The sequence below is a fragment of the Gordonia sp. UCD-TK1 genome (assembly GCF_001691435.1).
Lineage (GTDB): Bacteria > Actinomycetota > Actinomycetes > Mycobacteriales > Mycobacteriaceae > Gordonia > Gordonia hongkongensis.
On the sequence record NZ_LZMP01000002.1, the window covers coordinates 1 to 12,335 of the forward strand.

The 12,335-nt window shown below is 67.4% G+C and carries 12 protein-coding genes and 1 pseudogene; 7 read left to right on the forward strand and 6 right to left on the reverse strand.

The window, feature by feature from the left end:
- A pseudogene (locus A9310_RS01510) lies at positions 1–212 on the reverse strand (IS5/IS1182 family transposase); the annotation flags it as partial.
- Between the two features lie 100 nt (positions 213–312).
- The gene (locus A9310_RS01515; protein WP_065629099.1) at positions 313–600 is read right to left on the reverse strand and encodes a SelT/SelW/SelH family protein; all 288 of its coding nucleotides are present in this window, start codon (positions 598–600) and stop codon (positions 313–315) included.
- An 89-nt stretch (positions 601–689) separates the two neighbouring features.
- Here A9310_RS01515 and A9310_RS01520 point away from each other — a divergent pair, with 89 nt between their 5' ends.
- Entirely contained in the window at positions 690–1,586 is an 897-nt protein-coding gene (locus A9310_RS01520) for a phosphoribosylaminoimidazolesuccinocarboxamide synthase (RefSeq protein WP_065629100.1), read from the forward strand.
- Positions 1,586–3,754 carry a S9 family peptidase gene (locus tag A9310_RS01525; RefSeq protein ID WP_065629101.1) on the forward strand — a complete coding sequence of 723 codons (2,169 nt, stop codon included), beginning with the start codon at positions 1,586–1,588 and terminating at the stop codon, positions 3,752–3,754. The genes A9310_RS01520 and A9310_RS01525 overlap by 1 nt, the downstream gene beginning before the upstream one ends.
- Positions 3,755–3,887: 133 nt before the next feature.
- Here A9310_RS01525 and A9310_RS01530 read toward each other — a convergent pair whose 3' ends face one another.
- Both A9310_RS01530 and A9310_RS01535 read right to left on the reverse strand, forming a co-directional pair.
- Positions 3,888–5,435 carry a DHA2 family efflux MFS transporter permease subunit gene (locus A9310_RS01530; RefSeq protein WP_065629102.1) on the reverse strand — a complete coding sequence of 516 codons (1,548 nt, stop codon included), beginning with the start codon at positions 5,433–5,435 and terminating at the stop codon, positions 3,888–3,890.
- A 131-nt stretch (positions 5,436–5,566) separates the two neighbouring features.
- On the reverse strand, positions 5,567–6,073 hold the full coding sequence (locus tag A9310_RS01535) for a MarR family winged helix-turn-helix transcriptional regulator (protein ID WP_065629103.1): 507 nt from the start codon (positions 6,071–6,073) through the stop codon (positions 5,567–5,569).
- A gap of 126 nt (positions 6,074–6,199) precedes the next feature.
- On the opposite strand from A9310_RS01535, the gene A9310_RS01540 reads away from it, so the two are divergent.
- The 4 genes from A9310_RS01540 to A9310_RS01555 all read left to right on the forward strand — a co-directional run bounded on the left by A9310_RS01540 (position 6,200) and on the right by A9310_RS01555 (position 9,015).
- Entirely contained in the window at positions 6,200–6,682 is a 483-nt protein-coding gene (locus tag A9310_RS01540) for a glutathione peroxidase (RefSeq protein WP_058251221.1), read from the forward strand.
- Positions 6,683–6,777: 95 nt separating this feature from the next.
- Positions 6,778–7,017 carry a phosphoribosylformylglycinamidine synthase subunit PurS gene (purS, locus tag A9310_RS01545; RefSeq protein WP_010844201.1) on the forward strand — a complete coding sequence of 80 codons (240 nt, stop codon included), beginning with the start codon at positions 6,778–6,780 and terminating at the stop codon, positions 7,015–7,017.
- A 10-nt stretch (positions 7,018–7,027) separates the two neighbouring features.
- A complete protein-coding gene (purQ, locus tag A9310_RS01550; protein WP_058251220.1) occupies positions 7,028–7,708 on the forward strand; it encodes a phosphoribosylformylglycinamidine synthase subunit PurQ in 681 nt (226 codons plus the stop codon).
- Between the two features lie 14 nt (positions 7,709–7,722).
- On the forward strand, positions 7,723–9,015 hold the full coding sequence (locus tag A9310_RS01555) for a M18 family aminopeptidase (protein WP_065629286.1): 1,293 nt from the start codon (positions 7,723–7,725) through the stop codon (positions 9,013–9,015).
- A gap of 434 nt (positions 9,016–9,449) precedes the next feature.
- On the opposite strand, the gene A9310_RS01565 is transcribed toward A9310_RS01555, so the two are convergent.
- Positions 9,450–10,214, reverse strand: a complete 765-nt coding sequence (locus A9310_RS01565) for a lytic transglycosylase domain-containing protein (RefSeq protein WP_065629105.1) — start codon at positions 10,212–10,214, stop codon at positions 9,450–9,452.
- A gap of 218 nt (positions 10,215–10,432) precedes the next feature.
- The gene (locus A9310_RS01570) at positions 10,433–11,743 is read right to left on the reverse strand and encodes a hypothetical protein (protein ID WP_065629106.1); all 1,311 of its coding nucleotides are present in this window, start codon (positions 11,741–11,743) and stop codon (positions 10,433–10,435) included.
- Between the two features lie 117 nt (positions 11,744–11,860).
- Between A9310_RS01570 and A9310_RS01575 the strand changes: the two genes are divergently transcribed.
- A complete protein-coding gene (locus A9310_RS01575) occupies positions 11,861–12,334 on the forward strand; it encodes a DUF1772 domain-containing protein (protein ID WP_065629107.1) in 474 nt (157 codons plus the stop codon).
- Position 12,335 lies beyond the last annotated feature (1 nt).

Consider the following 12,335-nt stretch of genomic DNA (forward strand, 5'->3'; position numbering starts at 1 on the left):
AGCGTTTGCAGCACGATCACCGACGCCATCGTGGCCGGCGGGATCGACGGACGGCCCCGGCCGCTGGGAAACAGGTCCGCGAACATCTCCGCAGGGAACAACTGCTCGCGATGAGCAGCCAAAAACGCGAACACACTGCCCTCGGCCAGCAAATGCCCGACGACCGAGTTCACATCCAGAAACTCACCCTGACGATCCGGCTCACCCTGCATACCCACCAGGATCCCAGCCCACCAGGCAAACCCGCTCACCCCACACCGAAACGACGCCGACTATTTCAGCAGTCTCTTAGGGAGCAGAAGGTCGGCTCTGTCACTCGGGGGTCGAGACGTCGGAGTGGCCGAGGTTCCAGTCCGGGAGCGCGGTGTCGCGCACGCGACGCTTGAGTTCGGGAGCACCGGGGAAGCCGCCGTCGCGCTTGCGTTCCCAGATCTGGGTGCCGTCGACGTCGATGGCGAACACCCCGCCCGTGCCGGGGACGAGGGTCACCGAGCCGATCTCGGTGCCGAAGGTGTTCAGCAGTTCCGAGGCCATCCACGACGCCCGCAGCAGCCAGTTGCACTGCGTGCAGTAGGTGATGGTGATGTGCGGCTCGCTCATCGGTCCAGGATCGCAGACCCCGGGACCCACGGCCGGACGGGTGGTCCCTGCCGCCCCGCGGGGTCACCTCACCCTCTAGGGTCGAGTCCATGCGTCCTGAACTGCAGTCCTACCGTCATCTGGCGTCGGGGAAGGTCCGCGAGATCTACGAGATCGACGCCGACACCCTGCTGCTGGTGGCGTCCGACCGGATCTCGGCCTACGACCACATCCTCAGTCCCGCGATCCCCGACAAGGGGCGCATCCTGACCGCGATGAGCTTCTACTGGTTCGACGAGCTCGGCGTGCCCAACCATTTGGCCGGCGGCCCCACCGACGAACGGATCCCGGCGTCGGTCGTGGGCCGGTCGATGGTGGTCCGTCGACTGCCGATGGTGCAGGTCGAATGCGTCGCCCGCGGCTACCTGACCGGGTCGGGCCTGCTCGACTACCAGGCGACCGGGTCGGTGTGCGGCGTCGAACTGCCGGCGGGACTGGCGGAGGCGAGCAAGCTCCCCGAACCGATCTTCACGCCGGCCACCAAGGCCGAGCAGGGTGAGCACGACGAGAACATCAGTTTCGAGCGGGTCGTCGAGCAGGAGGGGGAGCAGTTGGCGCAGGCGCTACGATCGGCCACCCTCGACATCTACGCCCGCGGCGCCGCCGTCGCCGCCCAGCGCGGGATCATCTTGGCCGACACCAAATTCGAGTTCGGCCGCGGGGCCGACGGTAAACTCGTCCTGGCCGATGAGGTGCTCACCCCCGACTCGTCGCGGTACTGGGAGGCCGCCACCTACGAGGCCGGCAAGGTGCAGCCCAGCTTCGACAAGCAGATCGTGCGGAACTGGCTCACCGGTGCCGAATCCGGGTGGGACCGGGCCTCCGATGTCGCGCCGCCGCCGTTGCCCGACGACGTCGTCGACCGTACGAGGCAGCGCTATATCGATGCCTACGAATGGATCTCGCGAAAGTCCTTCGCGGACTGGCCCGATGCAAAGGTGATCTGATGACCGACGAGAAGACCATCATGAACGCCGCGCCGGTCACCGCGCCGGTGGCCAAGAAGGTGCCCACCGAACGCACCCACCACGGTGACACCTTCGTCGACGACTACGAATGGTTGCGCGACAAGGACGATCCGGAGGTCATCGCGTACCTGGAGGCGCAGAACGCCTTCACCGAATCGCACACCGCGCAGCTGGCGGACCTGCGCACGCAGATCTTCGGTGAGATCAAGAGCCGCACCAAGGAAACCGACATGTCGGTGCCCAACCGGCGCGGGCGGTACTGGTATTACGGGCGAACCCATGAGGGCAAGCAGTACTCGACGTCGTGCCGCTGCCCGATCCGGTCCGAGGACGACTGGACCCCGCCAGAGGTGGGCGACGACCCGCTGCCCGGCGAGGAAATCCTGCTCGACGCCAACGTCGAGGCGGAGGGTCACGATTTCTTCAGTCTCGGGGCGCTGACCGTCAGCGACGACGGCAACTGGCTCGCCTACAGCACCGACATCGTCGGGGACGAGCGATACACCCTGCGCGTCAAGGACCTTCGCACCGGGGAACTCCTCCCCGACGAGGTTCGCGACACATCGGGGGGTGCGGTGTGGTCGGCGGACGCCCGGCACGTGTTCTACTCGACAGTCGACGCCGCCTGGCGCCCGGACACGGTGTGGCGCCACGACATCGGTGCCGGGACGGCCGACGTCAAGGTCTTTCACGAGCCCGACGAGCGGTTCTGGGTCGGGATGGGCACCACCCGGAGCGACAAGTACCTCGTCATCGGCGTCGGGTCCAAGATCACCTCGGAGAGCTACCTGCTCGCCGCCGACGACCCGACGGGTGAATTCCGCAGCGTCGCACCGCGGGTCGACGGGGTCGAGTACAGCGTCGAGCACGCCGTCATCGGCGGCGAGGACTATCTGGTCATCGTGCACAACGAAGTCCGCGGCGGGCAGAAGGCGGAGAACTTCGCCATCGACCTCGCGCCGGTCGCCGACCCGTCGAACCGTCGTCCGCTGATCGCGCACGACCCGCAACGCCGGATCGAGGACCTCGACGCCTTCGCCGACTACCTGGTCCTGTCCTACCGCCGAGATGCGTTGCCGCGTCTCGCGATCGCCGATCTGCGGCAGATCGACGGCATACCGGTCGAATCGGATTTCCGCGAGGTGACGTTCGACCAGGAACTCGGCTCCGCGGGCCTCGGCGCCAACCCGGAATGGCGTGCCCCGAGGCTCCGCATCGGATACGGCAGTTTCATCGAACCGGCGGAACTGTTCGAGCTCGACGTCGCCTCCGGCGAGCGGACCCTGCTCAAGCGGCAGCCGGTGCTCGGCGGTTACGACCCGGCCGACTACGTGCAGTCGCGGGAGTGGGCCGTTGCCGAGGACGGCACCCGGATCCCGCTGTCGGTGGTGCGGCGCAAGGAAACCGACGCCGCCAAGCCGGCGCCCCTGCTCCTCTACGGCTACGGCTCCTACGAGGCGAGTATCGACCCGTACTTCTCGGTGGCGCGACTGTCGATGCTCGATCGCGGCATGGTGTTCGTCCTGGCGCACATCCGCGGTGGTGGGGAGATGGGTCGCTACTGGTACGAGAACGGCAAGGAACTCAGCAAGCGGAACACATTCACCGACTTCGTGGCCGCGGGACGGCATCTCGTCGACACCGGGTGGACGACACCGCAGCAGATGGTCGCGGAGGGCGGGTCCGCGGGCGGTTTGCTGATGGGTGCGGTCGCGAATCTCGCTCCCGAGTTGTTCAACGGGATCCTGGCGTCGGTGCCGTTCGTCGACGCGCTGAACTCGATCCTCGATCCGTCGTTGCCCCTCACGGTGATCGAGTGGGACGAGTGGGGTGACCCGCTGCACGACCCGAAGGTCTACGAGTACATGAAGACCTACACGCCGTACGAGAACGTCGACGCGAAGCCGTATCCGCCGATCCTCGCCTTGACCTCGCTCAACGACACCCGGGTGCTGTTCACCGAGGCGGCGAAATGGGTTGCACGACTGCAGGAGAAGACCACCTCGGACAACCCGGTACTGCTCAAGACCGAGATGTCCGCCGGCCACGGCGGCGTCAGCGGACGCTACAAGCAGTGGGAAGAGGTCGCGTTCGAGATCGCGTGGATCCTGCAGCAGTCGGGCGCGCTCGATACTCCCGCTGGTTGAGCTCACCTTCCGCTGGTTGAGCTCACCCTTCCGCTGGTTGAGCTCACCCTTCCGCTGGTTGAGCTTGTCGAAACCACAAAGCCCCACCGACCCGGAAGTCGGTGGGGCTTTGGTTGCGATCAGCAGGAGATGATCAGTGCATCATGATCGGACCGCGGTCCATGTCCTCTTCGGTGAGGGGCGACGCGATCTTCTTGCGGGGCAGGAAGAACGCGGGGATCAGGGTGAGGACGATCAGGACCACCGAGATGGTGAACGTGCTCGAGAACACGTCCGCCGCGGTCTCGAAGAACGACTCCGGCAACGGGTTCGGCACGCCCGGCGGCAGCGGATCGTCGGAGGTGTTCGCCATGATCGCCAGTCCCGCCTCGGGTCGGCTAGCCAGGCTGCTGGCCAGGATCACCGAGATGACGGCCGTACCGATCGACGTGGCCGACTGCTGGATGACGTTCAGCAGCGTCGAACCGTCCGGGACCTGCGGGTTGCTGAGGGTCGCGAGGGCCGCGGACATGATCGGCATCATCGTCATGCCCATGCCGAGACCCTGCACGAACAGCGAACCGCAGATCAGCCAGTACGAGGTCTCGGCGCCGAGGAACATGAACGTACTCAGACCCAGCACGATCAGGACGATGCCGGCGAGCACGAACTTGCCCGGACCCATCTTGTCGGTGAGACGGCCGGTGATCGGCATGGTGAGCATGGCGCCGATGCCCTGCGGGGCCAGCAGCAGACCGGCGGTCAACGTGGACTCGCCGCGCACGCCGATGAAGTACTGCGGGAACAGCAGCGCCGCACCGAAGAACGCGACCATGAACAGCACCATCGTGATGACGGAGATGCTCAGTGTGCGGTTCGCGAAGAGCCGCAGGTCGAGCAGCGGGTTCTTCTTGCGCAGGGCGTGCACGATGAAGGCCACGATCAGCAGTGCACCGATGATGGTCGGCACCAGAACCGATGCCGTGACGAACGTGCGGTGCTCGGCGCTCGAGGAGATACCGAACAGGAACAACGCGAGCCCCGGCGACAGGAGCAACAGACCGACGACGTCGATCGAGGGGCGACTGGTCTCCGCGTCGTCGCGCAGGACGATCCACGAGTAGACCAGCGCGATGATGCCGATCGGGACGTTGATCAGAAAGATCCAGTGCCAGCTCAGCTGCTCGATGAGGACGCCGCCGAGGATCGGGCCCGAGATCGGACCCAGGAGCATCGGGATACCGAGCACGGCCATGACCGAACCGACCCGCTCGGGACCGGCCGCCTTGGTCAGCATCATCATGCCGATCGGCATCAGCATGCCGCCGCCGAGTCCCTGGATCACGCGGAAGGCCACGAGCATGCCGATGTTCGGCGCCAGCGCGCACAACACCGAACCCACCGTGAACAGGACCAGCGAGACGAGGTAGACGCGCTTGGTGCCGAAACGCGATGCCGCCCAACTCGACAACGGGATCACCGCCGCCAGTGCCAGGGTGTAACCGGTCGCGGTCCAGGCGGCGCCCGCGGCGTCGGTGCCGAACTCCTGCTGAAAGGTGTTCTGGGCGACCGCCACCACGGTGACGTCGAGGATCGACATGATCGCGCCGAGCACGACCACGCCCGCGACCAGCAGGACGTGACGGTCCAACTTGGTGTCGGGTGGGCCGTCGTGCAGGTGGCCACCTGTGGATGAGGTCATTCGCGTGTTCCTATCGGTCGGGCGAGAAATGGGCGTGCCGCGGCCATCCGCGGCAGAGAAGTCTGTGGGCTCGTTCGACCCCGTGAGGGTCGGTGGTCAGAGATCAGGGAGCGACGAGGTAGGAGAGGGAGTCACGAGGCCTGCCGTCCGTCGGTGGGCAGACAGAAATGGTCGACGCCGTCGTCGACGATGGGACGCAGTGCCGCGCAGAGGTTGTCGCGCATGTCTGCGGGCAGGTTGGCGACGAAGTGTCGGATGGTCCCGCGCTTCACGGCCAGATGGGTCTCGAGGTAGCGCCGGCCCGCGTCGGTGAGGGAGATGCGCTTGACCCGACGGTCGGACGGGTCCTCTCGACGGTCGACGAGACCTCCGGTCGCCAGCTTGTCCACCGTCCGGCCGGCGGCCGCGAGGGACAGGTGAACGTGATCGGCGATCGCGTTGACCGGCATCGGCCCGGGTTGGCATGCAAGCGTGGAGAGGATCCGGAGCTGCGAGAACGTGACCTCGCTTGCCGCCAGACTCTCCAGCGCCTCGGGCCGGCTCAGATCGAGGAGCCGCTCGAGGAAGGCGTTGAGCGCCGACGACGCAGCGTTCACCGACTCGTCGGCGCCGCTGTTCGACCTGCATTCTCCGGACACCGAAAGATGCTAACCCGAATGCAACTATTGCCGAAACGCAATTAACGGTGACCTTGCGCATACCGTGGCGGCACCTGTGACCCGGGTCTCCCGAAGGCGGCGCGGGCGCCGTCTAATCTGGCAGCCATGGCCAACATCAAGGACATCCCCGTTACCGCTCTGGACGGCTCCGACGTCTCGCTGAAGGACTTCGGCGGACCGCTGCTCGTGGTGAATGTCGCCAGCAAGTGCGGCCTCACGCCGCAGTATGCCGGCCTGGAGGAACTCGCCAAGACGTACGGAGACAAGGGACTCACCGTCGTCGGAGTGCCCTGCAACCAGTTCATGGGGCAGGAGCCGGGTACCGCCGAGGAGATCGCGACCTTCTGCTCGGCGACCTACGGGGTGACCTTCCCGCTGCTGGAGAAGACCGACGTCAACGGCGAGGCGCGTCACCCGCTCTACGCCGAACTCACCCGGCACGCCGACGCCGACGGGGAGGCCGGCGACATCCAGTGGAACTTCGAGAAGTTCCTCGTCAACGCCGACGGTGAGGTGGTCAACCGCTTCCGTCCGCGCACCGAGCCGACCGATCCGACGGTCGTCGCCGCCATCGAATCCGTGCTCTGAGCCGATTTGGTGCACCCGGTAAGCTGGCCGGCGTGAACTGATCGGGAGAACACCGGTCAGGCGACAACCGACCAGCAGACATTGAGGAGCGGTCCATGGCGCGAGTGGTGGTCGACGTGATGCCCAAAGCCGAGATTCTCGACCCGCAGGGGCAGGCCATCGTCGGCGCCCTGGGCCGGCTCGGGTTCAGTGGGATCGGCGACGTCCGTCAGGGCAAGCGCTTCGAGCTCGAGGTCGACGACACGGTCGACGACACGACGCTCGAGCGCATCGCCGAGGAGTTGCTGACCAACACCGTCATCGAGAACTTCAACGTCTCGCGCGTCGCGGAGTAGAGAGCAGCACATGACAGCACGAATCGGGGTCATCACCTTCCCCGGCACCCTCGACGACGTCGACGCCGCCCGCGCGGTCCGGCTGGCCGGCGCCGAGCCGGTCGCCCTGTGGCACGGCGACGCCGACCTGAAGGGCGTCGACGCGATCATCGTCCCCGGCGGATTCTCCTACGGCGACTACCTGCGCGCGGGGGCCATCGCCCGCTTCGCTCCGGTGATGGGATCGGTCGTCGAGGCCGCCGGCAAGGGGATGCCGATCCTGGGTATCTGCAACGGTTTCCAGGTGCTCTGTGAGGCCGGGCTGCTGCCGGGTGCCCTGACCCGTAACGAGGGCCTGCACTTCATCTGCCGGGACGAGTGGCTGCGCGTCGAGTCGAACACCACGGCCTGGACGACCCGCTTCGAGCAGGGTGCGGAGATCCTCATCCCGCTCAAGTCCGGCGAAGGACGTTACGTGGCCTCGCAGCGCAAGCTCGAGGAGCTCGAGGGCGAGGGACTCGTCGTGTTCCGGTTCCCCGAGCGGAACCCGAACGGTTCGTCCCTCGACATCGCCGGTATCTCGAGCCCTAACGGGCGGATCGTCGGCCTGATGCCGCATCCCGAGCACGCCACGGAGCCGCTCACCGGACCCAGCGACGACGGCCTCGGCCTGTTCTACTCGGCGATCGACTCGGTCCTCGCCTCGGCGTGAATGCGCGTTCGTCGATGAGTGCGTCCGCCAGGATTCCGACCAGCGCGACCGCACGCGGCCTCGGCGAGTTCGTCGACGCCTCGCCGTCGCCGTTCCACGTCTGCGCGACGGTGGCCCGCGAACTCGAAAGCGCCGGGTACACGCGGCTGTTCGAGGATCAGCCATGGGCAGACGCCGGTCTCGACGCCCCGTCGGCGCGGTACTACGTCATCCGCGGCGGCTCGATCATCGCGTGGGAGACCGGGCAGACCGGCGCCTTCCGCATCGTCGGCGGACACACCGACAGCCCCAACCTGCGGCTCAAGCAGCATCCTGACCGCTCGTCGGCCGGAGTCGCGATGGTCGCCCTCGAACCCTACGGCGGCGCCTGGCTCAATTCCTGGCTCGACCGCGATCTCGGCCTCTCCGGCCGCCTCGCGTACCGATCGGGGAACTCGGTGGCGCACACGCTGGTTCATGTGACCGAACCGGTGGTGCGGGTACCCCAACTCGCCATCCACCTGTCCGAGGACCGGAAGGGCGTGTCGCTCGATCCGCAGCGGCATGTCAACGCGGTGTGGGGAATCGGCGACGACGTCCCCGACGTCCTCGGCTGGGTGTCGGAGTACGCGGGCATCGACCCGGACGCGCTCCTCGGCTGGGAACTCATGACCCACGACGTCGCGCCGTCGGCGATCATCGGAGCCGACGGAAACCTGCTCAGCGCACCGCGATTGGACAACCAGGGCACCTGCTACACGGGTCTGCGCGCGCTGCTCGACGCCGGCTCGTCGGCGCACACGAAGATGCTGGTGCTGTTCGACCACGAGGAGGTCGGCAGCGGTTCCGAGCGTGGTGCCGCCTCGGACTTCCTGGGGTCGATCTGCGAACGAATCGTGCTCGCGCGCGGGGGATCCCGCGCGGACTTCCTCCAGACGATGGCCGCGAGCGTCTGCCTGTCCGGCGACATGGCCCACGCGACCCACCCGAACTATCCCGAGCGCCACGAACCCGGGCACCGCATCTCGATCGGCGGCGGACCGGTGCTGAAGGTGAACCAGAACCTGCGCTATGCGTCGGATGCGGTGGGAGAGGCCGTCTTCGCGCTCGCGTGCGACGCCGCGGGCGTCCCCATGCAGCGATATGTCCATCGCGCGGATCTGCCGTGCGGGTCGACGATCGGGCCGATCACGGCGTCACGCACCGGTCTCACCACGATCGACGTCGGCGCGCCGCAGCTCGCGATGCACTCCGCGCGTGAGCTCATGGGTGCCGACGACGTGCCGATGTATTCGGCTGCGCTGCAAGCGTTTATGACGCAGGACTAGGAACGACGCGCGAGCCGACGAGCGCCCCTGAAGAGCGAGCTTGCGAGCGCCTCACCTCGCTCCCTGAGGAGCGAGCTTGCGAGTGCCTCACCTCGCTCCCTGAGGAGCGAGCTTGCGAGTGCCTCACCTCGCTCCCTGAGGAGCGAGCTTGCGAGCGTCACGAAGGGTCTCGCAAGCTCAGTCGCCGGACCCTTCGTGGCTCGTCGCTTGCGCTCCTCGCACCTCAGGGAGCAGTGGTGGGCGTTCCTCGACTTCAGGGAGCAGTGGTGGGCGTTCCTCGACTTGAGGGAGCGGTGGTGGGTGCTCCCCGACTTCAAACCGGTGGTGGGCGCTCCCTGCATTTGTAAGTGGCGCGAGCGTCGCCTACCGCTCCCTGAGGAGCGCCCGGAGCTTGCGGAGGGCGCGTCACGAAGGGTCCTGGTGAGGTAGCGGGATCAGTATTCGCGGGCGAACCCGAGGACCTTGTTCACGTACTCCATCGAGTTGTTGTACCGCAGGACGGCGGTCACCAACGAAGACGAGTCGCGCAGGTCGAGGTTGTCGTCGCACAGGTAGTTCGCGGTGGTCAGCGCAGCGTCGAAGATGTTCTGCGGGTCGGACTTGCCGTCACCGTTGCCGTCGGCGGCGTACATCTTCCACGTCGACGGCAGGAACTGCATCGGGCCGACCGCGCGGTCGTAGACCGGGTCGCCGTCGAGTTCGCCGCCGTCGGTGTCACCGATGACCTGGTTGCCGGCGAGGGAGCCGTCGAGGCGCGGACCGAAGATCGCGCTGCGCAGGACGCCGTCGGGGTTCACGTTGCCCTGATCGGCGTGGTGGGACTCGACCCGGCCGATCCCGGCAATGACCTTCCAGTCGATGCCGCAGCGCGGGTGGGTGCTCGTGACGGACTTCGCGGCCGCCTCATACGCGTCGTAGTTGGTCACCGGGACCGCACCGGTGGTGACGCTGGCCGGCCGAACCGGCGGCGGCGGGGGAGTGGGTGCCAGCGGGTGGGCCTTCACAGCCGGCGTCACGGACGGTGGCGTGGTCGGGGCCTCGGACGTCACCTGCGGCGCGGACACCGGCGTGGGGGCCAGCGTATTGCCGGAGAGTTCGGCCCCGGCGGTCGCCGCGCCGGCCAAAACGCCCACCGGCAGCAGGGCGGTGGCCCACAACGGTGTGCGTGACTTCTTCCGTGGCTTGGAGTGCTTACCCAAAACTGATCGACCTCGCGTGTACATCTCGTGGTTCGTGCTTGCGGAATCGAGCCGACCGTACACGCGGCCGTGAGCAAAGCGTTACCTTGTCGTGATCAATTCAGGTCTGGACACCGCCACCGATTCGTGTCCTTGCAGGTGAGCCCGGAAGCTCGGCCCGGCATGTGAAACGGCCCACAAGAGGGATTGAGACCCTCGGGTTCAGGGAAACGGCGGGGTCAGTTCGGACGGAGCATCGACAGGGTGCTGCCCTCGCTGACGACGATGTATCCGTCGACGACCCGCACGAGTCCGGGGGAGGACAGGCCGCGCTCCCAGGCCGCGGTGTTCGCCGGGGTGAGCCCGGTCAGCAGGCCCTGGTTGACGACGACCATGGTGGTGCCGCTGGACCCGACGCACCGCGGGTTGGCGAGGATCGGCTGCTGCGGTCCCGGCGGCGGTCCGCTGCCGATGTGCGTGCCGTCGGCGAGCGCGTAGGTCGTCCGCGAACCGTCCAGGCGGCCGAAGTTCACGAGGGACCCGCACGCGATGGCATTGGCCTTGGACAGTTCGCCGTCGCGGATCTGCCACAGCGCCCCCGGACGTGCCGGGTCGCGGACCTCGTACTGCCCCTCGGCGGCGAAGACAAGGTTCGCCGCGTTCAGGACCGGGAGGGTCGACGGCCCGGGCAGCACGCTCAGACCGTCGGCCTCGGCGACCGGATCGGCGTCCACCCGGCCGTTGACGGTGGCGTAGGTGACCACCTTCTCCTCGCCGTGCGTCTGGTGGTCGACGGTCACCCCGGTCGGGTAGAGCTTGATGCTGCACTGATCGCAACCGATACGGTCCTCACCGGTGGCGGGGTTGACCAGGTGCTCGCTCGCGTCGGCGGTCCTGTTGACCACGGTGTCGCCGGTGACCTCGATACCGACGACCGGCGCCGCGAAGGTCCGAGCCCAGATGCCGTTGCCGGCCGGCGTGTTCAGGGTGACCTGGTGCCCGACCCGGTTGACGCGCAGGAAGTTGTTGCCGAGGCCCTCCACCGATTTGGTGTCCAGGTATTCGGCGGTGCGGGTAGGGATGCCGCCGTCGTCGACGAGGTAGAAGCCGTCCTCGAGTGGGGTGCCGAGCTGTACCGCGCAACCGACCTGGCCGGCTTCGTTGACCGCGCAGTCGCCCTGCCCCGCGTTGATGGGGCTGTCCCACAGCAGGTTTCCCGATCGCCGGTCCACCATCATGAACGAGCGCCCCAGCCCGGAGGGGTAGGTGATGAGCCATCCCTCGTCGGAGGTGTCGGCGATCTCGATGGTGACCTCGCCGGAGTGGTCCGGTAGATCCTCCTGCCCGACGATCGTCCAGGCGGTCCCCGGTTCGCGTTCGTAGCCGCGCAGCTCGCCGTAGGCGTAGTCGCCGTCGTCGGTCTGGGCGGTGCCGCTCGCCAGCACCACGCCGCCGGTCACGACCAGTGCGGCGCACAGAGCGAAGACGACGGTCCCGATGCCGAAGGGCAGACGCGCGGACAGGGCCCGGACGCGGGAGCGAGAGGACATGGGTAAGAGTCAACCATGACGGTGGTGGCCGCTCCGGAGCCGGGAGCCGGACGGCGGAGCAGGAAATTCGCCGGTCCGGTCATGGTTTTCGCGCCCGCAGGGCACTGGACTGTTCCCATGGACCTGTTGCGTGATGTGTTGGTGACCCTGACGGTCGTGACCGCCGGCCTCAGTGCCGGCGTACTGGCGGGATTCGGCTATGCCGTGATCCCGGGTCTGACCCGGGCCGGCGCCGACGTCGCGGTCGCGGCGATGCAGCGGATGAACAGCGCCATCCTCAACCCGCTCTTCGCGGTGATCTTCGGCGGCGGCGTGGTGTTCGGCGCGCTGACCGTCTGGGTCTCGTGGGGTTCCGGGCTCCGATGGTGGGTCCTTACCGCGACGGTCCTGACCGCGCTCGGTGTCGTCATCACGATGGTCGTCAACGTCCCGGCCAATGACCGCCTCGACGCCGCGGGCGTTGTCCGCGGCGACGAGGCGGTGCGGGTCTGGACGCGGTTCACCGCCGTCTGGGTGCCGTGGAACATCGTGCGGTCCGTGCTGACCACCGCCGCGGTGGCGGTGCTCGTCGTCGGGTTGACCGTGGGGTGAC